Origin of the sequence: Humitalea rosea, assembly GCF_003253705.1 — a bacterium.
GTDB classification, from domain to species: Bacteria; Pseudomonadota; Alphaproteobacteria; order Acetobacterales; family Acetobacteraceae; genus Humitalea; species Humitalea rosea.
Map to the genome: position 1 here is coordinate 99,722 of NZ_QKYU01000011.1, position 22,340 is coordinate 122,061.

Below are 22,340 nucleotides of genomic sequence, written 5' to 3' on the forward strand. Positions count from 1 at the left end.
GGGGATAACCGACCGATGATCCGACGCCGCGCCCTGCTGCCCCTCGCCGCCGCCCTCGCCGCCCCGGCGCTGGTGCGCCCCGCCCATGCGCAGACGGTCACCCTGCGGCTGCATCATTTTCTGCCGCCGGTCGCCAATGTGCATCGCTACTTCCTCATGCCCTGGGCGCGGAAGGTGGAGGCGGAGAGCAATGGCGCACTCAAGGTCCAGATCTTCCCCTCCATGCAACTCGGCGGCGCGCCGCCGCAGCTGTTCGACCAAGCCAAGGATGGCGTCGTCGACATCGTCTGGACCCTGCCCGGCAACACGCCCGGCCGCTTCCCCAGGATCGAGGTCTTCGAACTGCCCTTCGTCGCGCACAAGCGCGGCGTGCCGAATGCCAAGGCGGTGCAGGACTTCGCCCAGACCCACCTCCAGGAAGAATTCAGCGAGGTGCATCCGATCTGCGTCTGGGCGCATGACGGCGGCACCATCCATTCCAAGCGCGAGGTGCGCCGCATGGAGGATATGCGCGGGCTGAAGCTGCGCTTCCCGACCCGTCAGGCCGGCGAGGCGCTGCGCGCGCTCGGCGCCAGCCCGATCGGGATGCCGGTGCCGCAGGTGCCGGAGGCGCTGTCCCAGGGCGTGATCGACGGCGCGGTGGTGCCGTGGGAGGTGGTGCCCTCGATCCGCCTCGCCGAGCTCGTGCGATTCCACACCGAGATTCCGGGGACGCCGACGCTCTATACCGCCACCTTCATCCTGGCGATGAACAAGGCCCGCTACGCCGGGCTGCCGGGGGAGCTGCGCGCGGTGATCGATGCCAATTCCGGCCAGCCGGTCGCCGAACTCGCCGGCCGCGTCTGGGACGAGCAGGGCCCGCCGGTCGAGGCGGCGGTGCGCCAGCGCGGCAACCAGATCATCACCCTCTCCCAGGCCGAGACCGAACGCTGGCAGGCCGCCACCCGCCCGGTGGTCGAGGCCTGGATCGCGGCCTCGCGCGAACGCGGCTTCGATGGCGCGGCGCTGCTGGCCGATGCGCGCGGGCTGGTCGCCAAATACGGGCAAGGCGTCGCCTGATCCCGCCCGCGCCGGCGGTGCGCGCCGCCGGCCTCTTCGGCGCCGCTGGCGCGTGATCCCCGGCCGGAGGCGCCACCGCCATGTCTGACCCGGCACGCGAAGACGACGACGCGCCCCCCGGCCCGCCGCCGGGTGTGATCGGCCAGATGTCACGCCTCGCGGCCATGGCCGGGGGCGCGATGCTGATCGCGACCGCGCTGTTCACCACCATCTCGGTGCTGAAGCGCTGGCTGACCAATGACAGCATTCCCGGCGATTTCGAGCTGGTGCAGATCGGCTCCGGCCTCTCCGTCTTCGGCTTCTTCGCTTATGGGACCTTGATGAAATCCAATATCCTGGTGGACAGCTTCACCGGCTGGCTGCCTGCCCGGCTCACCGATTGGATGGATGCCTTCTGGACGCTGGTCTGGGCGGGGGTGATGCTGGTGCTCGCCGAACGCATCAGCATCGGCGCGCTGGAGATGCGCCGCAACAACACCGAGACCATGGTGCTGGCGATGCCGCTCTGGTGGGCGGTCGGCCTCGGTGCCCTCGCCTTCGGGATGACCGGGATCGTGGCGCTGTGGTGGGTGCGGCGCCTGCTGGGCGGCCAGGACTTGGGCGGCCAGGACTGATGGCGCCCGAATTCTTCCAGGCGGCGGTCGGCTTCACGGCCCTGCTCGCGCTGATCGCGTTGCGCGCACCGATCGGGCTGTCGATGTTGGTGGTGGGGGCGCTCGGCTATGTCCAGATCCTCGATTGGGCGGCGCTCGGGAACTACCTCAAGACCACGCCCTTCCATCTCTTCGCGAACTACACCCTGTCGGTGATCCCGCTGTTCATCCTGATGGGGGCGCTGGCGGAACGGGCGGGGCTGGCGCGGGACCTGTTCGCCGCGGCGAATGCGGTGCTGGGGCGCAAGCCCGGCGGCATGGCGATGAGCGTGATCGGCGCCTGCGCCTGCTTCGGCGCAGTCTGCGGCAGCTCGGTCGCGACCACCGCGACCTTCGGCCGCGCGGCGCTGCCGGAACTGCGCCGCTACGGCTACGACCCGGGCTTCGCCACCGGCACCATCGCGGTCGGCGGCACGCTCGGCATCCTGATCCCGCCTTCGGTGATCCTGGTGATCTATGCCATCAGCACCGAGCAGAACATCGCCAAGCTGTTCATGGCGGCGCTGGTCCCCGGCATCCTGGCCACCCTGTTCTACATCCTTGCGATCTGGCTGACGGTGCGGGCGAAGCCGCATCTGGCACCGCCCGGGCCCGCAGTCGGCCCGGCGGCACGGCGCCAGGCGTTCCTGAACGTGATTCCGGTGATGCTGATCGCGATCGTCGTCGTCGGCGGCATCTATGGCGGCGTGTTCACGCCGACCGAATCGGCGGCGGTGGGCTGCATCGCGACGCTTGGCGTCGGGCTGGCGCGCGGCACCCTCGGCTGGAAGCGGATCGGGCAGAGCCTGCAAGGCACCGCCGAGACCACGGCGATGATCTTCGCGATCCTGCTGGGGGCGGAGGTGTTCAACGCCTTTCTCGCACTGACCCAGGCGCCGGTGCTGCTCGCCTTCTGGATCGCCGATCAGGGCTTCACCCCGATGGTGGTGATGTCGCTGCTGCTGCTGTCCTACATCGTGCTTGGCGCGGTGATGGATGAGCTGGCGATGATCCTGCTGACGCTGCCGGTGTTCTTCCCGGTGGTGACCGCGCTCGATTTCGGATTGCCGCCGGAGGAGACCGCGATCTGGTTCGGCATATTGGTGCTGATCGTGGTCGGCATCGGGCTGACCGCGCCACCGATCGGGCTGAATGTCTTCGTGATTTCATCCCTGGCGAGGGACGTGCCGATCACCCGGACCTATCGCGGCGTGCTGCCCTATCTCGGGATGGATCTTGCCAGATTATTGCTGTGCCTGGCCTTTCCCGCTATCTCCCTGTGGCTCGTGCGACTGTTGACCTGATGCCGCCGCAAGCATCTCCGCTTGTGCCGTAGGCGACAGGCGCATAACGCTGCGTCAGGCGCGGTCGCGTCAAAGGACAAGGCGTAGTATCATATGTTCCTTCCTCTTCCGATTCTCGGGCGCCAGGCCTTCCTGGCGCATGTCCTGGTCGAGGGGCCGGAGGAAGCGCCTCCCGTTTTGTTGCTTCATAGCATCGGCACAACCCTGCATGTCTGGGACCCGCAGGCGGCGGTATTGGCCCGCCGATTCCGCGTCATCCGCCCGGATATGCGGGGGCACGGGCTGAGCGAGACCGTGGCCGGCGACCACAGCATGTCGGATTTCGCCGCTGACCAGGCCGCGCTGCTGGATGCGCTCGGCATCGCCTCGGCGCATGTCATCGGGCTGTCGATCGGCGGGCGCATCGCCCAGGCCATGGCGGCCGAACATCCTGACCGCGTCGCCTCGCTGCTGCTGCTCGATACGGCACTGGAATTCCCGCCGCTCGACCTGTGGCAGGGCCGCATCGACGCCGTGCGCACGGAGGGCACCGCCGCGCTGGTGGAGGCGGTGATGCCGCGCTGGGTCGTCGATCCCCAAGCGCATTCCTCGCGCGGGCTGCGGCAGATGCTGCTCGCGACCTCCGGCGAAGGCTATGCGGGCGCCGCGGCGGCGCTGCGTGATGCCCGGGCCAGCCAGGTGGTGGGGCGCATCACCGCGCCGACGACGATCGTGGTCGGAACGCTCGACCCCGCCTCCCCGCCCGAGGCGGCGCAGGAACTGGCCGCCACCATCCCGGGCTCGGTGGTGCGGATGATCGAGGGCGCGTCGCATATCCCGACCTTGGAATTTCCCGAGCTGACCACCGCAGCTCTGCTCGCCCATCTGGATTCCCAATGGACGCCGCCGGCCGATTCCTTCGCGGCCGGCATGGCCGTGCGGCGCGCGGTGCTGGGTGCCGCCCATGTCGCCCGCGCCGAGGCGGGGCGCACCTCGATGGATGCGGCGTTCCAGGACTGGATCACCCGCCATGTCTGGGGCGGCGTGTGGACCCGGCCGGGCCTCGCCCGCCGCGACCGCAGCCTGCTGACCCTGGCGATGATGGCAGCCCTGGGCCGGCACGAGGAATTCGTGCTGCACGTCCGCGCCACCCGCAACACCGGGGTCACCCCGGAAGAAATCTCCGAGATCCTGCTGGCGGTGGCAGCCTACGCCGGCGTGCCCGTGGCCAACCACGCGCTGAAACTGGCCAAGGACGCGCTTGCGGCCGGCTGAGCCGGATCAGGACACCGCATAGGCGAGCAACATGCCGATGATCGCCAGGGTGAGCGACACGGACAGCATGATCCAGACGACCCCAAGCCTCTTGCCCTGACGGACGCCGGTCGGGGAATCGGGTGCGTGAACGGGTTCGGGCGGATTTGGCATCACCTCTTCCTTCGAGCTGATGCATCCAAACGCGGCGCGGGGGCCGGAGTTTCCCCCGGCCGGATGTTATGGACGGGGCGCGGGGACGGCGGGCGCAGCGGCGGCAGGCGCCGGCGCAGCGGAGCCGGGTGTGGCGGGGCCGGGCGTCGCGGCGGGCTCGGCCAGCGGCGTCAAGGTTTCCGTCCCCGTGCCATTCGCGCCGATCACGCTCCAGGTCCCTTCGAGCGTCCCATCCGGGCGCAGCTGGTAAAGCCCCATCCCCGGCTGTGACGTCGCGCCATAGGCCACGGCGAAGCTGTGGCCGGAGACGATGCCGACGCCACGGACTTCCGTGCCGCCCACACGCCAGATGATGTGAAAGGAAATGGTGCCGACCTGCTGCAGCATGGCCGCGCCCTCATAAGCGGAGCCATCGAGGTTGGTGCCAGCCACCCGGTAGGGGCCGGACCGCTGCGCCAGCGCGGGCGTCGCGGTCAGGGCGAGCAGGAATGAAAGGCAGGCGGCACGCTTGAAGAAACGGGACATCAGGGTTCTCCGATGCCCCGTCAGGTGCCCCCGCCGGGCTGCCGCGTCAACCGAGCAGCGCTACTTCACGGTGGCGACACGCAGGGCATTGGTGGTGCCCGGGGTGCCGAAGGGCACGCCCGCGGTCACCACCACCTCGTCGCCCTGCTTGGCGAAGCCCTCGGTCACCGTCGCGCGGATCGCCTTGCTGACCATGTCGGTCATGCTATGCGCCTCGGGGGTCATCACCGGATGCACGCCCCAGATCACCGCCATCCGGCGCGAGGTCTCGACCGAGGTGGTCAGCCCGAGGATCGGGCAATCGGGCCGTTCGCGGGCGACGCGCAGCGTGGTGCTGCCGGTGGCGGAGAAGGTCGCGATCGCCTTGGCCTCGATGGTATGGGCGACCTGGCGGGCGGCGGCGGCGATGGCGCCCGCGCTGTTGCGCTCGGGCGCGGGGCGGGCGGCATCGGTGATGCGGCGCCAGTCGGAATCCTGCTCCACCCGCGCCACGATGCGGTCCATGATCGAGACGGCCTCATAAGGGTATTGCCCGGCCGCGGTCTCGGCCGAGAGCATCACCGCATCGGCGCCGTCGAACACCGCGGTCGCGACATCCGATGCCTCGGCGCGGGTCGGGGATGGGGCGGAGATCATGCTCTCCAGCATCTGGGTCGCGACCACCACCGGCTTGCCCAGGGCACGCGCGGCGCGGACGATCCGCTTCTGGATCAGCGGCACATCCTCGGTCGGCATTTCCACGCCGAGATCGCCGCGCGCGACCATCACGCAATCGGTGAGGGCGAGGATGGCATCGAGGTTCTCGACCGCCTGCGGCTTCTCCATCTTCACCATGACCCAGGCGCGGCCATTGCAGATGGCCTTGGCCTCGGCCACGTCCTCGGCGCGCTGCACGAAGGACAGCCCGATGTATTCGACGCCGAGCGGCAGCACGAAGTCGAGGTCGGCGCGGTCCTTGGCGGTCAGCGCCGGGATCGGCAGCGCCACATCGGGGACGTTCACGCCCTTGCGGTCCGAGAGCGGACCGCCGAGCACGACCTCCGTCTCCAGATGATCGTCGCGCTGGCGCAGCACCCGCAGCTTCAGCTTGCCGTCATCCAGCAGCAGATGCGTGCCGATGCCGGCCGCGGCCAGGATCTCGGGATGCGGCAATTGCACCCGCCGCACATCGCCCGGGGTGGGCGAAAGGTCGAGGCGGAAATGCTGCCCGGCCTGCAACTGCACCCGCCCGGCCTGGAACTTTCCGACGCGCAGCTTCGGGCCCTGCACATCGGCCAGGATGCCGATGGGGCGGCCCATCCGGGCCTCGATGCCGCGGATGATGCGGATGCGCTCGGCGTGGTCCTCATGGCTGCCATGGCTGAAGTTCAGCCGGAAGACGTCGGCGCCCAGATGGAACAGCTTGGTGATCTGCTCGACGGTCGAGGAGGCCGGGCCGAGCGTCGCGATGATCTTGGTCCGTCGCCGGCGACGCAGCGGAATGCGGGAGGTCATGCGGATCGCTCCATCGGAGGTGGGTCTGTCGGCCCGCATGGCGGCGGCCTCAAGGTCGGGGCGCAGGGCCGTGGGCTCCAGCCCGAACAGGCGGCTCACCTCCTCCACCCGCTCAGCAGGCACGCGGCGCCATTGGCTGACCGCGGCGGTTGAGATGCCGAGGGCACCGGCGATGCGGGTGACGGCGCCACGGCGGGCGAGGATATCTTCGAGAGCAGGATCACGCATGACGCTTACCTTATAAGTCGTAAGGTGGAGCGCAAGTAAAAATTGAACGACTTATATTTGCTAAGTCACCAGGAAGGCGCGGATGTCATTCACATTGGTCAACGTCGGCCCGGTGGTGACCAGATCCCCCAATGCGCCGAAAATGCCGAAGGAATCATGCCGGGCCAGGCGGCCGCGCGGGTCCAGCTTCGCCGCCCGCGCCAGGGTCGTCGGCGTCGCGATAGCCCCCGCATTGTCCTCCGAGCCATCGATCCCGTCGCTGTCGCCCATCAGCGCCCAGATACGCGGATGCCCTGCCAGCGCCAGGGCCGCGCCCAGCAGGCATTCGCCATTCCGCCCGCCCCGGCCGCCGCCACCGCCTTGGCCAAGCGTCACCGTCGTCTCGCCGCCCGAGAGCAGCACGCAGGGGGCCGCCAGCGGATGGCCATGGGTCGCCGCCGAGATGGCGATGCCCGCCAGTACCTGCCCGACCACCCCCGCCTCGCCTTCCAGCGCATCGCCGAGGATCAGCGAGGCCAGCCCTTGCGCCCGCGCGGCGGCGGCGGCGGCTTCCAGCGCCATCCGCGGGGTCGCGATCATGCGGTAATCGGCGCGGGCCAGGCGGGGATCGCCGGGCTTGGGCGTCTCCTCCGCCGCCGCGGCCAGATGTGCGGCGACGGCCGGGGGCGGGGTGATGCCGTAGCGCGCCAGGATCGCCTGGGCTTCGGCAAAGGTGCTGGGGTCCGCAACGGTGGGGCCGGAGGCGATCACCGTCGGGTCATCCCCCGGCACATCGGAGATCGCCAGGGTCACGACCTGAGCGGGGAAGGCCGCCGCCGCCAGCCTGCCGCCCTTGATCGCCGAGAGGTGCCGGCGGATGCAGTTCATCTCATGGATGGTGGCGCCGCAGGCGAGCAGGGCGCGGTTGACCGCCTGCTTGTCCTCCAGGGTCAGCCCCGGGGCCGCCAGCGCCAGCAAGGCCGATCCGCCGCCGGAGATCAGCGCCAGCACCAGGTCATCCGCGCCCAGCCCCTGCACCATCGCCAGCATCCGCGCCGCCGCCGCGGCACCGGCGGCGTCGGGCACGGGGTGGGAGGCCTCGATGACCTCCACCCCCGTGGTCGGGTAGCCATGGCCATAGCGGGTGACGACCAGGCCGGTCGCCTCGGGCCAGACCGCCTCGACCGCCGCCGCCATGACGGCGGCGGATTTGCCGGCGCCGACCACCACCACCCGCCCCTTCGGGCGCGGCGGCAGATGGGCGGCCAGCACGATCCTGGGATCGGCGGCAGCGACGGCGGCGTCGAACAGGGCGCGCAGCGTCGCGCGGGCAGAGGCATCATCCATGACGGCAAGCATGGCGCGATGGCGCCCGCGCGTCATCACCCCAGGCTTGAGCGGCACCGGCCCCGCGCCCATTTGTCGGCCGACAGCAGGAGGACGACCATGCCCGATCCGCAAGCCGAAGCCGACCTCGCCCTGGGCGCTGCCGCGACGCTGGACCCCGCCGCGCGCGAGAAGATCGAGGCCGCGGCCTTCCGCAAGCTGGTGGCGCATCTGCGCAGCCGCACCGATGTGCAGAACATCGACATGATGACCCTGGCCGGCTTCTGCCGGAACTGCCTGTCGCGCTGGTACCAGGAAGCGGCCGCCGATGCCGGGCTGGCGCTGGCCACCCCGGCGGCGCGGGAGATCATCTACGGCATGCCCTATGCCAACTGGCAGGCCGCACACCAGACCGCAGCGACCCCGGCGCAAAAGGCCGCCATGGTCGCGGCCAACCCGGAGCACTGATGGGCCTCAGCCGGTGGCGGGTTCCGCCCCCGGCTTCGGGTGCAGGGCCAGGCCGAGCATGCCCAGGGCCAGTTCCCGCTCCCCCATCACGATCTCATCCGCGCCTTTTTCGCGCAGATAGGTCACCTCATCATCGGAGTGGGCGCGGGCGATGATTCGCAGGCCGGGGCTCGCCAGCCGCGCCTGTTCGACGATCTGCCCCGCCTCGAAGCCGTTGGGGATCGCGACGAAGAGCAGCGCGGCCAGCGGCAGGGCAGCGGCGGCCACCACCGTGGGTGAGGCCGCATTGCCCACGATCACCTCCCACCCATCGGTGCGGGCACGCGCGGCGCGACCAGTGTCGTCCTCCAGGATGAGGACAGGCCCCCCCGCCTCCCGCATCCCCTCGGCGATGACCCGCCCCACCCGACCATAGCCGATCACCACCGCATGCGCCGTAAGCAGCGTCGGGACCAGATCGGTCTCCTCCTCCGGCTCCGGTTGGGCCGGGGCCGAGACGGTGGTGGCCGGCAGGGTGATGAAGCGGGCGACCAGGCCGAAGACCAGCGGGTTCAGCAGGATCGAGATGATGGCCGCGGCCAGGATCAGATCCCGCCCCGCCTCCGGCAGCAGCCCCAGCGTGACCCCGAGCCCGGCCAGGATGAAGGAGAACTCGCCGATCTGCGCGAGGCTGGCCGAAACCGTCAGCGCCGTCGCGACCGAATGGCGGAACAGGCGGATGATGATGAAGGCGGCGATGGATTTTCCGACCAGGATGACCGCCACGGTCGCGAGCAGCGGCAGCGGCCGCTCCACCACCACCGCCGGGTTGAACAGCATCCCGACGGAGACGAAGAACAGCACCGCGAAGGCGTCTCGCAGCGGCAGCGTTTCCTCGGCGGCGCGATGGCTCAGCTCCGATTCCGCCAGCACCATGCCGGCGAAGAAGGCGCCGAGCGCGAAGGAGACCCCGAACAGGAGCGAGGAGCCGAACGCGACCCCGAGCGCCACGGCCAGCACCGCCAGCCGGAACAGCTCGCGTGAGCCGGTATGGGCGGTGTAGTGCAGGACGAAGGGGATCACCCGCCGGCCGATGATCAGCATGAAGGCGACGAAGGCCACGACCTTGCCCAGCGTCGTGGCCAGGACCATCCAGAGCGGCCCCGCGGCACCATCCACCCCGTTGATCGACTGCGCCAGCACCGGCAGCAGCACGAGGGCGATGACCATCGCCAGATCCTCGACGATCAGCCAGCCGACCGCGATCCGCCCGCGTTCCGTCTGCAGGATGCGGCGTTCCTGCAAGGAGCGCAGCAGCACCACGGTGCTGGCGACCGAAAGCGCCAGCCCGAAGACCAGCCCCGCCGCCCAGTTCCAGCCGAAGGCCCAGCCCAGCCCCATGCCCATCAGCGTCGCCGTCGCCATCTGCGCGATGGCGCCGGGGATGGCGATCATGCGGACCGAGAGCAGGTCCTTCAGCGAGAAATGCAGCCCGACGCCGAACATCAGCAGGATCACCCCGATCTCCGCCAATTCGCCCGCCAGGGCCGCATCGCCGACGAAGCCGGGGGTGAAGGGGCCGAGCACGACACCCGCGAGCAGGTAGCCGACCAAGGGCGAGATCCGCAGCCGGTGGGCGATGATGCCCATGACGAAGGCGAGGGCGAGACCGGCGGCGATCATCGCGATCAGGGGGGTGGGGTGGTGCATCGGCCTCCAGACCATAGGCGAGGGAAGAAAAGGCGGGACCGCGGCCCCTTGAGCGTCTCAACCGCCCACGGCGCGCGCCACAAGGAAGGCGACGCCGGCCGCGAGGCCGCCGATGCCGAGGGTCTGAACCGCCCCGCGCAAGGGCGGCAGCCCGGTCGCCCGCGCCTTCAGCCAGCCGAACCCGGTCAGCGCGAGGGCCGTCATCACCGCGGACAGGGTCAGGGCGGGCGGCGTCTCGGCAAAGAAAAAATAGGGGGAGAGCGGGATCATGCCGCCCACCACATAGGCGCCGCCGATCGCCACCGCCGAGCGCCTCGCCCGGTTGGCTTCGGGTTCGGCGAGTTCCAGCTCGAAGCGCATCATGAAATCGACCCAGGCCTGGCGGTCGGCGCAGATGGCGTTGGTGGCGGCGGTCAGCACCTCCCCGCGCAGGCCCTGGCGATGCAGAATCGCCATGACCTCCCAATGCTCTCGCTCGGGCCAGTCGTGGGTTTCCTGCTCCTCCCGCCGGCGTTCGGCGGCGTAGTGGTCAGCGTCGGTGCGGGCGGCGAGGTAGCCGCCCAGGCCCATGGCGACGCAGCCCGCGGCGATTTCGGCCAGCCCCGCCGTCACGATCAGCGGGTTGGCCGCGACCGCCCCGGCCAGGCCCGCCGCCAAGGCGAAGGGCACGGTCAGCCCATCGGCCATGCCGATGACGATATCCCGCACAGTCTGGCTGCCGGCGAAATGGCCCTCGGGCGCGGGGCCGGGGGGTGGCGGGGGCAGCCCGTCCCGCCAGGCGGGGCGAAGGGGCTCGGCGGCGGCGGGAGCATTGTCGTTCGGCATGACGTGAGATTAACCCGAAAAGCCTGCTGCATGGCAGCATCCAGCGGCATCATTCCTGACGAAGCGTGGAGGTCGCGGCGCGCCCATCGCCCGCGACGCGGTTGCCCCTCCGCCTCCCCCACCTTATAGCGGCCGGGCACAGCCATTGGATGTCCCCGCTTGGCCGCCCTGCCTCCTGCCGACCCCACTGCCGCCAACCCGGCCCTTGCCGCCCAGGCCGTCCTGCTCGCCAGACCGGTGACCGAGGCGCGTCGCATGGCGGATGCCATCCGTGCCCTGGCGATCGACGCCGTGGAGGCGGCGAAATCCGGCCACCCCGGCATGCCCATGGGCATGGCCGATGTCGCGACGGTGCTCTGGACCCGGTTCCTGAAATTCGACGCGGCCGATCCGCGCTGGCCCGACCGCGACCGCTTCGTGCTGTCGGCCGGGCACGGCTCGATGCTGCTCTATGCTCTGATCCATCTGACCGGCCATGCCGGCATGGGGATCGAGGATCTGAAGCAGTTTCGCCAGCTGCATTCCGTCGCCGCCGGCCATCCGGAATACGGCGAGCATCCCGCGATCGAGACCACGACCGGCCCGCTCGGCCAGGGCCTGGCCACCGCCGTCGGCATGGCGCTGGCCGAACGCCATCTGGCGGCGCGCTTCGGGCGTTCGCTGGTCGATCACCGCACCTGGGTCATCGCCTCGGACGGCGACCTGATGGAGGGCATCAGCCACGAGGCGGCCTCCCTCGCCGGGCATATGAAGCTGAGCAAGCTGACGGTGCTGTGGGACGACAACGGCATCTCGATCGACGGCGATCTGTCGATCTCCTCCTCCGAGGATCAGCTCAAGCGCTTTGCCGCCTATGGCTGGGCGGTGAAGCGGGTGGATGGGCATGACCCGGACGCCGTGGCCGCCGCCTGCGCCCAGGCCGTGCGCGCGAGCAAGCCGACCCTGATCGCCTGCCGCACCATCATCGGCTTCTCCGCGCCTACCAAGGCCGGCACCGCGGGCAGCCACGGCTCGCCGCTCGGCGGGGCCGAGGCCGCGGCGGCCAAGGCCGCCCTCGGCTGGACGCATGCGCCCTTCGAGGTGCCGGAGGATCTGCGCGCCCTTTGGGCGACGGCCGGCGCGCGCTCAAGCGGCCCGCGCCGCTCCTGGCTCAAGCGCTTGGCCAAGCATCCCCAGAAGGGCGAGTTCGACCGCGCCATCCAGGGCCGCCTGCCCGATGGCTGGACGGATTCGCTGAACGCGCTCCGTGCCTCGATCGCCGAGAACAAGCCGAATCAGGGCAGCCGCATTTCCAGCCAGAAGGCGCTGGAAGCTTTGGTCCCCGCGGTGCCCGAGATGATCGGCGGCAGCGCCGACCTCACCGGCAGCAACAACACCAACGTCAAGGGCATCCCCGCGATGAAGCCCGGCGATTACGCCGGCCGCTTCGTCCACTGGGGCATCCGCGAGCATGGGATGGCCGCCGCGATGAACGGGATGGCGCTGCATGGCGGCATCATCCCCTATTCGGGCACCTTCCTGATTTTCGCCGATTACCTGCGGCCGGCGCTGCGGCTCGCCGCGCTGATGCAGCAGCGCGTCATCCATGTGCTGACGCATGACAGCATCGGCCTCGGCGAGGACGGCCCGACCCACCAGCCGGTGGAGACGCTCGCCAGCCTGCGCTGCATCCCGAATGTCTCCGTCTTCCGCCCGGCGGATGCGATGGAGACGGCGGAATGCTGGGATCTGGCCTTGCGGCGCAATGACGGCCCCTCGGTACTCGCGCTGTCGCGCCAAAACCTGCCGACGCTCAGCACCGAGACGGGGGAAAACCGCTGCGCCCGCGGCGGCTATGTGCTGGCCGAGGCCTCCGGCCCCCGCCGCGCGACCTTCATCGCCACCGGGTCGGAAGTGCAGCTCGCCATGGCGGCGCGCGACATGCTGGAGGCCGAGGGCCTGCCGGCGGCCGTCGTCTCCCTGCCCTGCTGGGAATTGTTCGCGGCCCAGGATCCCGCCTATCGCGAGGCAACCCTGGGCTCCGCCCCGCGTATCGGCATCGAGGCCGCGGTCAGCTTCGGCTGGGACCGCTGGCTGGGGCCGGAGGGCGCCTTCATCGGCATGACCGGCTTCGGCGCCAGCGCCCCGGCCGAGCAGCTCTATCGTCATTTCGGCATCACCGCCGAGGCCGCGGCACAGGCCGCGCGCAAGCGCATCACCACCAACGCGTAAAAGGGAATAGCTGCCATGGCCGTGAAGGTCGCGATCAACGGGTTCGGACGCATTGGGCGCCTTGTGCTGCGCGCCATGATCGAAAGCGGGCGCAGCGATGTGGAATGCGTCGCGATCAACGACCTCGGCTCGGTCGAGGCGAACGCGCATCTGTTCCGCTATGACAGCGTGCACGGCCGCTTCCCCGGCGAGGTCGCCGTCGATGGCAACAAGCTGCTGATCACCGCCAATGGCCGGAGCTATGCGCCGATCGTGGTCAGCGCCGAGCGCGACCCGACCAAGGTGCCGTTCCAGGGCGTCGATGTGGCGATGGAATGCACCGGCATCTTCACCGCCAAGGACAAGGCCTCCGCCCTGCTGACCGCGGGCGCGCGAAAAGTGCTGATCTCGGCCCCGGGCGAGAACGCGGATGCGACCATCGTCTATGGCGTGAACCACCAGGTGCTGACGAAGGAGATGACGGTCGTCTCCAACGCCTCCTGCACCACCAACTGCCTGGCGCCGATCGCCCAGGTGCTGCACCAGGAATTCGGCATCCTGCGCGGCTACATGGTCACCATCCACGCCTATACCGGCGACCAGAACACGGTGGACACGCTGCACAAGGACCTGCACCGGGCCCGCGCCGCCGCCGTCTCCGCGATCCCGACCAGCACGGGTGCGGCCAAGGCCGTCGGCCTCGTGCTGCCGGAGCTGAAGGGCAAGCTGGACGGCACCGCCATCCGCATCCCGGTGCCGAATGTCTCCCTGGTCAGCCTGGACTTCGTCCCGGCCAAGGAGAATGTGACCAAGGAGCAGGTGAACGCGGCGATGAAGGCCGCGAGCGAGGGCCGCCTGCGCGGCATCCTCGACTACAACACCGCGCCGCTGGTCAGCATCGACTTCAACCACAACCCGGCGTCCTCGACCTTCGACGCCACCCAGACCCAGGTCGTCGATGGCGCGCTGGTCCGGGTGATGTCCTGGTACGACAACGAGTGGGGCTTCTCGAACCGCATGAGCGATACGGCCGCCCTGTTCGGCAGCCTTTAATACCCGCCGGAGCAGATACGCATGGCCCGCACCCTCGATGACCTCACCGATGTGGCGGGCAAGCGTGTCCTGCTTCGCGCCGATCTGAACGTGCCGACCTCGGACGGCAAGATCACCGACCGCACCCGGATCGACCGCCTCTGCCCCACCATCCGCGAACTCGCCAACAAGGGCGCGCGGGTGGTGGTGTGCAGCCATTTCGACCGCCCCCGCGGCAAGCGCGTGCCGGAAATGTCGCTGGCGCCGATGGCGGAGGCGCTGTCCGACGCGCTGGAGCGCCCCGTGGGTTTCGCCGATGACTGCATCGGCCCGGTGGCCGAGGCCGCCGTCGCGGCGCTGAAGGATGGCGAGATCCTGCTGCTGGAAAACACCCGCTTCCACGCCGGCGAGGAGAAGAACGACCCGGCCATGGCAGCGGCGCTGGCGAAGCTCGCCGATGTCTATGTGAACGACGCCTTCTCCGCCGCCCACCGCGCCCATGCCAGCACCGAGGGCGTCGCGCATCTGCTCCCCGCCTATGCGGGCCGGCTGATGCAGGCCGAGCTGGATGCGTTGCAGGCAGCCCTCGGCAAGCCCGCGCGCCCGGTCGTGGCGATCGTCGGCGGCGCCAAGGTCAGCACCAAGCTTGACCTGCTCGGCAATCTGTCGGGCAAGGTCGATGTGCTGGTGATCGGCGGCGCCATGGCCAATACCTTCCTCGCCGCGCAAGGCGCCGCCATGGGCCGCTCGTTGCAGGAAGCCGAGATGCATGCGACGGCGCTCGATATCCTTGAGACCGCCAAGGACAATAATTGCGAGGTGCTGCTGCCGGTCGATCTGGTCGCGGCCGAGCGCTTCGAGGCCGGTTCCCCGCATCGCACCGTCTCCGCCATGTCGGTGCCAGAGGATATGATGGCGCTCGACGTCGGGCCGGAGACGGTCAGAATGATTGAGGCGCGGCTGCGCGGCGCGAGCACGCTGGTCTGGAACGGCCCGCTCGGCGCCTTCGAGATCCCCCCCTTCGACACCGCGACCGTGGAAGTGGCGGCGATGGTTGCCTCGCTGACCGCATCGGCGGGGCTGGTCTCCATCGGCGGCGGGGGTGACACCGTCTCCGCCTTGCGCCACGCCGGGGTGCTGGACCGGATGACCTACGTCTCCTCGGCCGGCGGGGCCTTCCTGGAATGGCTGGAAGGCAAGACGCTGCCAGGGGTCGCGGCGCTCGGCGGCTGAACGCTGAATTTTTCGTAAACAAGGCGGATGCAACCGGCGGTGGGTTGAGTGTTAACGGGGCGTAAACGCATGGTTCGTGCATGCGTATCGCCCCGCTTTCCCCCACCCGCAGCCCCGCCATCGCCGCACGGCGGCGCTTGCCGTTCACCGCCGATTTACGTCTCTCGGCCATGATCGCCAGCATGATCACGACCAACGCTCTCGCCGCCTTCTCCCAGGATGTGTCCCGCACCGGCGGGGTCGGCGCCGCGACCCCGGTGCGCGATGTGCAGACCGCCAGCGGCCGGTCGGCCGCCTCGGCCTTGGCCGGGCCGCAGCGCACCCTTGGGGCGGTTCCGCCGGCACCCAGCCAGGCTCCGCCGCGCGGATCTTTGCTCGACCTGCGGGTCTGAACCGAGCCGCTGCCGCTTGCGCCACGGCGCGCGCATGGCCACCCTATAGGTATGACTTCCGCCGATCCGCCCCGTTTTATCCGCCGCATCCCCGAGGGGGATGACCGCGAACGGCTGACCTGCCTGGACTGCGGCCACGTCGCCTACGAAAATCCAAAGATCGTGGTCGGCAGCGTCGTGGAGCTGGAGGGCGGCGTCCTGCTCTGCCGCCGGGCGATCGAGCCCCGCCGCGGGTTCTGGACGCTTCCGGCCGGCTACATGGAAATGCAGGAAACGGTCGAGGAAGGCGCCCTCCGCGAAGCCTGGGAGGAAGCCCGCGCCCGGCTCACGCTGGAGGGCGTGCTCGCGGTCTATTCCATCGCGCGACTGGGACAGGTGCAGGTGATCTTCCGCGCCCGGCTGGCGGAACCCGGCTTTGCGGCCGGGCCGGAAAGCCTGGAGGTCCGCCGCTTCGACTGGGACGAAATCCCCTGGGATGCGCTGGCGTTCCCCTCGGTCCACTGGGCGCTGCAGACGTGGCGCGAGGGGGCCGGCGCGCCGCTTGGCGCACCCGCCGGCAACCCCGGCACGGACCCGCGCGGCGCCACGCCTTTGCCAGGGGGGGTCGCATTATGACCAAGGGACCGGGACCGCGCTGGGCGAGCTGGATGCTGGCCCTGGCACTGGCGCCAGCCTGCGCCATGGGGCAGGCGCGGGCCCAGGCGAGCGATGCGGCGACGACAGCCGCGCCCGAGCCCGCCACGCGACGTATCCAGCTCACACCGGTGGAACCGCGCGGGAGCGCCATCCGCCGCCCCGCGACCCCGGGGGCACCGGATGTGCCATCGGCGCAGCCGCCGGTGGTTCAGGCTCCGGTGGTTCAGGCTCCGGCGGCGCCGGCCCCGGTGGCTCAGGCCCCGACGGTTCAAGCCCCGACGGTTCAGGTCCCGGTGCTTCAGGCCCCAGTGGTTCAGGCCCCAGTGGTTCAGGCCCCAGTGGTTCAGGCCCCAGTGGTTCAGGCCCCAGTGGTTCAGGCCCCAGTGGTTCAGGCGCCGACGGTTCAGGCCCCGGCGGTTCAGGCCCCGGCGGCCGTGCGCCGGCGCCAGGCCGCAGCCCATCCCCCCACCGCGACCGGAACCCCGGCCTCGCGTCGCCGGGCCGCGGCGCCTGTGGCGGCTCCGGCTGCCACGCCGACGCCCGCGCCTCGGCCACCCTCGCTGCGCCCAGCCGCCCGGCCCTCCGGCCCGCCCTATCCGGTCGGCACCGCCGGGGAGGCGGGCACACCCGACACGCCCCGCGCATCCGCGCCGCAGCGCCCGGGCCGCGCCCGCCCCGCCGCGCGCAATCGCGCCGCACCGCCGCCGCCACCGCCCCCACCGGTCGCGCCCTGGGACCGCAGCGCCCGGCCGGGCCTCCCCGGTGAGCCGGCGCCCGTCCCCAACCGCGGCCTGGACCGCCCGGAGATCTCGGCACCGCCGAGGGCGCGCCTGACCCCGAGCCTGATCGGGCCGCATGCCACGCCCGATGGCGCGGCGGCGACCGGGCCAGGCCATCTCGCCCTGCGCGAGGAACGGCTGTTCACGGAACCCGCCGCCGGGGCGATGCTGCGGCTGCCCTTCAGCTACTGAGGCGGCGCTACCGCCCCGCCCGGCCCTTCGCCCAGACCTGATCCGGGGCGCGCCACACCGTCTCGCCGCGGGCCAGCCTGGCCACCGCCTCGGCCATCGCATCCAGGATCGCCTCACCCTTGGCCGCCGTTGAGGGGCGCGGATCGCCGCGCACCCCGGTCCCGGGCGCGCGCTCGGCAAAGGACCAGAAGCGGAAGGCGCCGGGCGGCTCGCTGCCGACCGATGGCGCGTTGGAGAAGGCGGCGCCGAGGTTGTCCATCCGCACCTGGCCTGGGTCCATCGCCATCCAGGCCGAGGTCTCCGCCTCGCAGGCATGCATCATGCCGCTTTGGGTTTCCATCACCGCCCCCAGCGCGGATTCGGCCATCTTGGAGGGGGTGGCGACGACGATCGGCATCGCGAGTTCCACCGCCAGTTCCCGCGCCGCGACGGCGAGCGGATCGATGTTGCCGCCATGGCTGTTCACCAGCATCAGCCGGTCGAAACCGCAGGCCAGCACCGACCGCGCGATGCAGCGCAGCACCGCGGAGAAGGCGGCGTAATCGAGGCTGATGGTCCCGCCGAAGGGCAGGTGATGCTCGCTCATCCCCATCCACATCGGCGGCAGCACGATGGCATCGCCGAGCTTGGCCGCCGCGCGCAGGCAGGTCTCATGGCCGATGGCGCTATCGGTCCAGACCGGCAGATGCGGGCCATGCTGCTCCAGGCTCGCGACCGGCAGGATCGGCAGGGCGCCGCTCCCGGCCAGGGCCAGCAGCTGGGGGCCGGTCTGGCGCTCCCATCGGTAGGCGTCGAAGCGTTCGGTCATGCATCGGTACTCCTTGTGGGGGTGGGGACGCTCCGACCGCCGCCGCCGCCGGTCAAGCACCCCCACCATTCTTGCCCCCGTGCCATCGGGCGCGCGATGCTGGGCCGAACCTGTCGAGGATGCCCGCCCGATGGTCGCCCTGCTCAAGCCTGTCCTCGGCGCCCTGTTCCTGGCGGGCGGGCTGGCGGTGTCCGCCTTCGGCGCGCAGCCGGACGGCTGCGCGGCACCGCCGGCCCTGGCGCAGCCGCTGGACCGCAGCGCCTGGATCGACCTGCTGATGGGCAATGCCTTGGTCGCGGGCGAGCTGTCCGGCAGCGGTCGCGGCGCCCTCGGCACGCTGCTGCTGCGGCAGAGTGCCGAGACGGTCGCGGAAGCGCTCCTGGCGCTGTCGCCCGGCGATGATCCGGCGCTGGAGGGCATCGCCGCCTTGGGCATGGCGCAGGAGGGGCTGGCGCGGATCATCGCCGCCGCCATGCTCGCCGATGCGCTGCCGCAGGATCCGGCGGCGCGGCGAGTGGGGCGGGCCATGGCGCTGCTCGACCGCTCGCGCCAGGATTACGCGATGGCCACAGGCTGCGGCGTGGTGGCCGATGCCGTGGCCGCGGCCGAGGCGCGGGGCGCCCTGCTGCGGGCCGAGGCGCTGCTGCGCGACGCCTTGCCCGCGCTCCGCGAGGTCGTGGCGGTGCGGGAGACGGCGGCGGCGCTGGAGATGCTGCTCGCGGCCCTGCCCGCGACGCCCGAGGCCGACAGTGCCGCCGACCCAGCCCCCGCCGCCTATGCGGCGCTGGTGGAGACGGCCCGGCAGGCCGCCGAGCCGCTGCTGCCTTAATCCAGCCCCACCAGGCTGCGGGCAAAATCCCGCGCTTCGAAGGGCCGCAGATCGGCGGCCTTTTCCCCGACGCCGACGGCATGGACGGGCAGCCCGAAGGCCTCGGCCAAGGCCACCACCACGCCGCCCTTGGCGCTGCCATCGAGCTTGGTGACCACGAGCCCGGTCACATCCACCATGTCGCGGAACACGCGGACCTGGTTGACGGCGTTCTGACCGGTGGTCGCGTCCAGCACCAGCAGCACGCTATGCGGCACCGCCGGGTCGATGCGCTTCAGCACGCGCACGACCTTGCGCAGCTCATCCATCAGCGCGGCCTTGTTGTGCAGCCGGCCGGCGGTGTCGATCAGCAGGATCTCCGCCCCTGCGGCGCGCGCCTGGGTCAGCGCGTCATGCGCGAGGCCGGCGGCATCGGCCCCCTGCTTGGCCGGGGCAACCACCGGGCAGCCGGTGCGCTCGCCCCAGACCTGAAGCTGCTCGACCGCGGCGGCGCGGAAGGTGTCGCCGGCCGCCATCCAGACCGCGCGCCCTTCCTCCCGCCAGCCCTGGGCGAGCTTGGCGATGGTGGTGGTCTTGCCGGTGCCGTTGACGCCGACCACCAGCACGACATGGGGCTTGAGGCCGCGGTCGATCTCCAAGGGGCGCGCGACCGGGGCCAGGATGGCGGCGATCTCCTCGGCCAGCGCCGTCTTCACCTCGATGTCGGTGACTTCGCGGCCGAAGCGGGTGGCGCGGAAGCGCGCGACGATGCGGCTTGCCACCGGCAGCCCGAGGTCGGCGGCGATCAGCATCTCCTCCAGCTCCTCCAGCGCGGCATCATCCAGCCGGCGCTTGGTGAAGACGGCGGCGATGCCATCGGTCAGCCGGGCGGTGCTGCGCGACAGCCCGGCCCGCAGACGGGAGAAGAAGCCGCCTCGCTGCGGGGCCGCGGCGGTGGCCGGGGGTTCGGGTATCGGTTCCGGCGCCGGATCGGGCATCGGCCCCGGTATCGGCCCTGGCATCGGCTCCGGCGCCGGAGCCGGCTTCAGCACCGGAAACGGGGTGGGGATCGGCGCCGCCATCGGCGTCGGGCCCGGGCGCTGGACCGGCGCCGGGATGGGCAGGGTAATCGGGCTGGACGGCAGATCCGGCGCCACCTCCGGGCTCGGTTCCGGCGTCGGATCGGGCAGCGGCGGTGGCGGCACGATGTGGGAGGGCTCGGCCTTGGCCGCTTCCTCCTTCCGTCCCGAGAGCCGTCCCCAGAGGTCTTTCAGTGCCATTCCGCTACGCCGCCTCGGCCAAAAGCCCGTCCGGGCCGATTCCGGTCACCCGCGCCGACACCACCCGCCCGCGCCCGCCGGGCACCGGGTGCAGCAGCCGCACGGCCGCGAAATGCTCGCTGTGGCCGCGATCCTCGGCCTCCAGCAGCACGTTTTCCTGCACGCCCAGGCGCGTGCCCAGGAAGCGCGTTGCCCCCTGCTGCCCGGCCGCGCGCAGCCGCGCCGCCCGTTCCCGGATCAGCGCATGCGGCACCTGCGGCATCCGCGCCGCCGGCGTGCCGGGGCGGGGCGAATAGGGGAAGACGTGGAGGAAGGAGAGCCCCGCCTCCGCCACCAGATCGAGCATCGCGGTGAAGGCCGCCTCATCCTCGGTCGGGAAGCCGGCGATCAGGTCGGCGCCCAGCGCGACATCCGGGCGCAGCGACCGGGCGCGCCGGGCCAGGGCCAGCAGGTCGGCGCGGCTGTGGCGCCGGCGCATCCGCTTCAGCATCAGATCGTCGCCATGCTGCGCCGAGAGATGCAGGTGCGGCAGCAGCCGCGGCTCCTCGGCCAGCAGCCGCCAGAGCGTCGCATCCATCGCCGCCGGGTCCAGCGAGGACAGCCGCAGCCGCCCAAGATCGGGCACCCCCGCCAGCACCGCCGCGACCAGATCGCCGAGGCGCGCCTCGCCAGGCCCGGTCCAGGAGGCGATGTCCACGCCGGTCAGCACGACCTCCGCGACCCCGCTTGCGGCCAGGGTCGCGATCCGCGCCACCACCCGCTCGGCGGGTAGCGAGCGGGAGACGCCGCGCCCCTGCGGGATGATGCAGAAGGTGCAACGGTGGTCGCAGCCCTGCTGCACCTGCACCAGCGCGCGGGTGCGGCTGCCGGTCTCGGCGGCCATGTCCTCGGGCGGGGATGTGGCACCCCAGGCCTCGGGGCGCAGCTTTTCCGCATTCGGGACGACGCGGATGACGTTGGGCAGCCCGGCCCAGGCCTCGGGTCGGATGGTGGCGGCGCAGCCGGTCACCACGATCCGCAGGCCCGGATCGGCGCGGGCGGCACGGCGCAGCGCCTGGCGGGCCTGGGCCTCGGCCTCGGTGGTGACGGCGCAGGTGTTCACCAGCAGCATCTCCGCCCCCGCCCCGCCCGCCTCCGCAAGCCGCGCCATGGCGGCGGTCTCGGCGGTGTTGAGCCGGCAGCCGAAGCTCAGGGTCCGCGGCGCCGTCATGCCGCGCGCAGGGCCGCCAGGTCGAGCGTGCCGAGATAGGCGGTCGCGACCGGGCCGGTCATGGCGACCTGGCCATCCGGGCGCCATTCCACCCGCAGCGTGCCGCCCGGAAGCTCCACATCCGCCGCGCGATCGGCGAGGTCCCGGCGCACCGCATTGACCAGCGCCGCACAGGCGCCCGAGCCGCAGGCCAGGGTCAGCCCCGCCCCGCGCTCCCAGACCACGAGCCGCAGCCGGTCCCGCGCCAGCACCTGCACCACGCCGATATTGGCGCGTTCGGGGAAGATCGGGTCGGTTTCCAGCAGCGGCCCCAGCACGCCCAACCCGATGCGGCTGAGGTCCGGCACGAAGAAGGTCGCATGCGGATTGCCCATGGAGCAGGCCGCCGGATCCGCCAGCGGCCCGCGCTGGAGCGGCAGATGCAGCGTATCCAGCGCCTGGGCCAGCGGCACCTCATGCCAGCCGGTGCGCGGCACGCCCATCAGCACCGTGACCGTGCCATCGGCATGCAGGTGGGACGGCAGGTCGCCCGATATGGTGCGGACCACGACGTCCCGGCTGCCGGTTTCGGCCGCGATCAGGCTGGCGACGCAGCGCGTGGCATTGCCGCAGGCGCCGGCCTCCGACCCATCGGGGTTGCGGATGCGCATGAAGACATCGGCCCCCTCCCCCGGCGGTTCGAGGATGATGATCTGGTCGCAGCCGATGCCGCGATGCCGGTCCCCGATCGCGCGGGCGACCTCGGGGCCGATCGGCAGGGCGGCGTGGCGCGCGTCGAGCACCACGAAGTCGTTGCCAAGGCCGTGCATCTTGCGGAAGGGGGTCATCATCGCATCGATATGCG

The 22,340-nt window shown here is 71.2% G+C and carries 22 protein-coding genes; 12 read left to right on the forward strand and 10 right to left on the reverse strand.

Annotated elements, in window-relative coordinates:
• The first annotated feature begins 15 nt into the window (after positions 1-15).
• From C8P66_RS11150 to pcaDC, 4 genes are all read left to right on the forward strand, one after another.
• On the forward strand, positions 16-1,059 hold the full coding sequence (locus C8P66_RS11150) for a TRAP transporter substrate-binding protein (protein ID WP_111398339.1): 1,044 nt from the start codon (positions 16-18) through the stop codon (positions 1,057-1,059).
• Positions 1,060-1,139: 80 nt separating this feature from the next.
• The gene (locus C8P66_RS11155; protein WP_111398340.1) at positions 1,140-1,673 is read left to right on the forward strand and encodes a TRAP transporter small permease; all 534 of its coding nucleotides are present in this window, start codon (positions 1,140-1,142) and stop codon (positions 1,671-1,673) included.
• The gene (locus C8P66_RS11160; protein ID WP_111398341.1) at positions 1,673-2,995 is read left to right on the forward strand and encodes a TRAP transporter large permease; all 1,323 of its coding nucleotides are present in this window, start codon (positions 1,673-1,675) and stop codon (positions 2,993-2,995) included. The genes C8P66_RS11155 and C8P66_RS11160 overlap by 1 nt, the downstream gene beginning before the upstream one ends.
• Before the next feature lie 93 nt (positions 2,996-3,088).
• Complete coding sequence (gene pcaDC / locus C8P66_RS11165) at positions 3,089-4,249, forward strand: bifunctional 3-oxoadipate enol-lactonase/4-carboxymuconolactone decarboxylase PcaDC (RefSeq protein ID WP_111398342.1); 1,161 nt, start codon at positions 3,089-3,091, stop codon at positions 4,247-4,249.
• Positions 4,250-4,255: 6 nt separating this feature from the next.
• Here the strand turns inward: pcaDC and C8P66_RS23845 are convergent, their stop codons facing one another.
• From C8P66_RS23845 to C8P66_RS11180, 4 genes are all read right to left on the reverse strand, one after another.
• On the reverse strand, positions 4,256-4,402 hold the full coding sequence (locus C8P66_RS23845; protein WP_158537211.1) for a hypothetical protein: 147 nt from the start codon (positions 4,400-4,402) through the stop codon (positions 4,256-4,258).
• A gap of 66 nt (positions 4,403-4,468) precedes the next feature.
• Entirely contained in the window at positions 4,469-4,927 is a 459-nt protein-coding gene (locus C8P66_RS23850; RefSeq protein WP_158537212.1) for a hypothetical protein, read from the reverse strand.
• A 60-nt stretch (positions 4,928-4,987) separates the two neighbouring features.
• Complete coding sequence (pyk, locus tag C8P66_RS11175) at positions 4,988-6,421, reverse strand: pyruvate kinase (RefSeq protein ID WP_111398410.1); 1,434 nt, start codon at positions 6,419-6,421, stop codon at positions 4,988-4,990.
• Positions 6,422-6,709: 288 nt separating this feature from the next.
• Positions 6,710-7,975: a glycerate kinase type-2 family protein gene (locus C8P66_RS11180; RefSeq protein ID WP_111398411.1), complete on the reverse strand. Its 1,266-nt coding sequence runs from the start codon at positions 7,973-7,975 to the stop codon at positions 6,710-6,712.
• Positions 7,976-8,074: 99 nt separating this feature from the next.
• Here C8P66_RS11180 and C8P66_RS11185 point away from each other — a divergent pair, with 99 nt between their 5' ends.
• Positions 8,075-8,422: a DUF1244 domain-containing protein gene (locus C8P66_RS11185; protein ID WP_111398344.1), complete on the forward strand. Its 348-nt coding sequence runs from the start codon at positions 8,075-8,077 to the stop codon at positions 8,420-8,422.
• 6 nt (positions 8,423-8,428) lie between these two features.
• On the opposite strand, the gene ybaL is transcribed toward C8P66_RS11185, so the two are convergent.
• Positions 8,429-10,111, reverse strand: a complete 1,683-nt coding sequence (gene ybaL / locus C8P66_RS11190) for a YbaL family putative K(+) efflux transporter (RefSeq protein WP_111398345.1) — start codon at positions 10,109-10,111, stop codon at positions 8,429-8,431.
• Positions 10,112-10,168: 57 nt separating this feature from the next.
• On the reverse strand, positions 10,169-10,936 hold the full coding sequence (locus tag C8P66_RS11195) for a VIT1/CCC1 transporter family protein (protein WP_111398346.1): 768 nt from the start codon (positions 10,934-10,936) through the stop codon (positions 10,169-10,171).
• A gap of 168 nt (positions 10,937-11,104) precedes the next feature.
• Between C8P66_RS11195 and tkt the strand changes: the two genes are divergently transcribed.
• The 6 genes from tkt to C8P66_RS11225 all read left to right on the forward strand — a co-directional run bounded on the left by tkt (position 11,105) and on the right by C8P66_RS11225 (position 17,390).
• The gene (gene tkt, locus C8P66_RS11200; RefSeq protein WP_408882063.1) at positions 11,105-13,147 is read left to right on the forward strand and encodes a transketolase; all 2,043 of its coding nucleotides are present in this window, start codon (positions 11,105-11,107) and stop codon (positions 13,145-13,147) included.
• A 15-nt stretch (positions 13,148-13,162) separates the two neighbouring features.
• The gene (gap, locus tag C8P66_RS11205; RefSeq protein ID WP_111398347.1) at positions 13,163-14,179 is read left to right on the forward strand and encodes a type I glyceraldehyde-3-phosphate dehydrogenase; all 1,017 of its coding nucleotides are present in this window, start codon (positions 13,163-13,165) and stop codon (positions 14,177-14,179) included.
• Between the two features lie 21 nt (positions 14,180-14,200).
• Positions 14,201-15,391, forward strand: coding sequence for a phosphoglycerate kinase (locus tag C8P66_RS11210; protein WP_111398348.1), 1,191 nt, complete (start codon positions 14,201-14,203; stop codon positions 15,389-15,391).
• An 80-nt stretch (positions 15,392-15,471) separates the two neighbouring features.
• Entirely contained in the window at positions 15,472-15,783 is a 312-nt protein-coding gene (locus C8P66_RS11215; protein ID WP_111398349.1) for a hypothetical protein, read from the forward strand.
• 51 nt (positions 15,784-15,834) lie between these two features.
• The gene (locus C8P66_RS11220) at positions 15,835-16,398 is read left to right on the forward strand and encodes an NUDIX hydrolase (RefSeq protein WP_111398350.1); all 564 of its coding nucleotides are present in this window, start codon (positions 15,835-15,837) and stop codon (positions 16,396-16,398) included.
• 533 nt (positions 16,399-16,931) lie between these two features.
• Positions 16,932-17,390 carry a hypothetical protein gene (locus tag C8P66_RS11225; protein ID WP_111398351.1) on the forward strand — a complete coding sequence of 153 codons (459 nt, stop codon included), beginning with the start codon at positions 16,932-16,934 and terminating at the stop codon, positions 17,388-17,390.
• A 7-nt stretch (positions 17,391-17,397) separates the two neighbouring features.
• On the opposite strand, the gene C8P66_RS11230 is transcribed toward C8P66_RS11225, so the two are convergent.
• On the reverse strand, positions 17,398-18,198 hold the full coding sequence (locus C8P66_RS11230; protein WP_111398352.1) for a creatininase family protein: 801 nt from the start codon (positions 18,196-18,198) through the stop codon (positions 17,398-17,400).
• A 130-nt stretch (positions 18,199-18,328) separates the two neighbouring features.
• Between C8P66_RS11230 and C8P66_RS11235 the strand changes: the two genes are divergently transcribed.
• Positions 18,329-19,027 carry a hypothetical protein gene (locus C8P66_RS11235; protein ID WP_111398353.1) on the forward strand — a complete coding sequence of 233 codons (699 nt, stop codon included), beginning with the start codon at positions 18,329-18,331 and terminating at the stop codon, positions 19,025-19,027.
• On the opposite strand, the gene ftsY is transcribed toward C8P66_RS11235, so the two are convergent.
• The 3 genes from ftsY to dapF all read right to left on the reverse strand — a co-directional run bounded on the left by ftsY (position 19,024) and on the right by dapF (position 22,326).
• Positions 19,024-20,055 carry a signal recognition particle-docking protein FtsY gene (ftsY, locus tag C8P66_RS11240; RefSeq protein WP_456303644.1) on the reverse strand — a complete coding sequence of 344 codons (1,032 nt, stop codon included), beginning with the start codon at positions 20,053-20,055 and terminating at the stop codon, positions 19,024-19,026. The two genes, C8P66_RS11235 and ftsY, sit on opposite strands and share 4 nt — an antisense overlap.
• 235 nt (positions 20,056-20,290) lie before the next feature.
• Positions 20,291-21,496: a MiaB/RimO family radical SAM methylthiotransferase gene (locus C8P66_RS11245; protein ID WP_111398355.1), complete on the reverse strand. Its 1,206-nt coding sequence runs from the start codon at positions 21,494-21,496 to the stop codon at positions 20,291-20,293.
• Positions 21,493-22,326 (reverse strand): diaminopimelate epimerase, encoded by an 834-nt coding sequence (dapF, locus tag C8P66_RS11250; protein WP_111398413.1) that lies wholly within the window; start codon positions 22,324-22,326, stop codon positions 21,493-21,495. Before dapF ends, C8P66_RS11245 begins: the two co-directional genes overlap by 4 nt.
• Positions 22,327-22,340 lie beyond the last annotated feature (14 nt).

Excerpts from the sequence above, each read along its gene's own strand:
- C8P66_RS11215 (WP_111398349.1), top strand. The coding sequence starts at position 15,472 with ATGCGTATCGCCCCGCTTTCCCCCACCCGCAGCCCCGCCATCGCCGCA.
- C8P66_RS11220 (WP_111398350.1), top strand. The coding sequence starts at position 15,835 with ATGACTTCCGCCGATCCGCCCCGTTTTATCCGCCGCATCCCCGAGGGG.
- C8P66_RS23850 (WP_158537212.1), bottom strand. The coding sequence starts at position 4,927 with ATGTCCCGTTTCTTCAAGCGTGCCGCCTGCCTTTCATTCCTGCTCGCC.
- C8P66_RS11180 (WP_111398411.1), bottom strand. The coding sequence starts at position 7,975 with ATGGATGATGCCTCTGCCCGCGCGACGCTGCGCGCCCTGTTCGACGCC.
- C8P66_RS11195 (WP_111398346.1), bottom strand. The coding sequence starts at position 10,936 with ATGCCGAACGACAATGCTCCCGCCGCCGCCGAGCCCCTTCGCCCCGCC.
- C8P66_RS11160 (WP_111398341.1), top strand. The coding sequence starts at position 1,673 with ATGGCGCCCGAATTCTTCCAGGCGGCGGTCGGCTTCACGGCCCTGCTC.
- C8P66_RS11185 (WP_111398344.1), top strand. The coding sequence starts at position 8,075 with ATGCCCGATCCGCAAGCCGAAGCCGACCTCGCCCTGGGCGCTGCCGCG.
- dapF (WP_111398413.1), bottom strand. The coding sequence starts at position 22,326 with ATGATGACCCCCTTCCGCAAGATGCACGGCCTTGGCAACGACTTCGTG.
- C8P66_RS11230 (WP_111398352.1), bottom strand. The coding sequence starts at position 18,198 with ATGACCGAACGCTTCGACGCCTACCGATGGGAGCGCCAGACCGGCCCC.
- C8P66_RS11150 (WP_111398339.1), top strand. The coding sequence starts at position 16 with ATGATCCGACGCCGCGCCCTGCTGCCCCTCGCCGCCGCCCTCGCCGCC.
- ybaL (WP_111398345.1), bottom strand. The coding sequence starts at position 10,111 with ATGCACCACCCCACCCCCCTGATCGCGATGATCGCCGCCGGTCTCGCC.
- pyk (WP_111398410.1), bottom strand. The coding sequence starts at position 6,421 with ATGACCTCCCGCATTCCGCTGCGTCGCCGGCGACGGACCAAGATCATC.
- C8P66_RS11155 (WP_111398340.1), top strand. The coding sequence starts at position 1,140 with ATGTCTGACCCGGCACGCGAAGACGACGACGCGCCCCCCGGCCCGCCG.
- C8P66_RS11210 (WP_111398348.1), top strand. The coding sequence starts at position 14,201 with ATGGCCCGCACCCTCGATGACCTCACCGATGTGGCGGGCAAGCGTGTC.
- gap (WP_111398347.1), top strand. The coding sequence starts at position 13,163 with ATGGCCGTGAAGGTCGCGATCAACGGGTTCGGACGCATTGGGCGCCTT.
- C8P66_RS11235 (WP_111398353.1), top strand. The coding sequence starts at position 18,329 with ATGGTCGCCCTGCTCAAGCCTGTCCTCGGCGCCCTGTTCCTGGCGGGC.
- C8P66_RS11245 (WP_111398355.1), bottom strand. The coding sequence starts at position 21,496 with ATGACGGCGCCGCGGACCCTGAGCTTCGGCTGCCGGCTCAACACCGCC.
- C8P66_RS23845 (WP_158537211.1), bottom strand. The coding sequence starts at position 4,402 with ATGCCAAATCCGCCCGAACCCGTTCACGCACCCGATTCCCCGACCGGC.
- pcaDC (WP_111398342.1), top strand. The coding sequence starts at position 3,089 with ATGTTCCTTCCTCTTCCGATTCTCGGGCGCCAGGCCTTCCTGGCGCAT.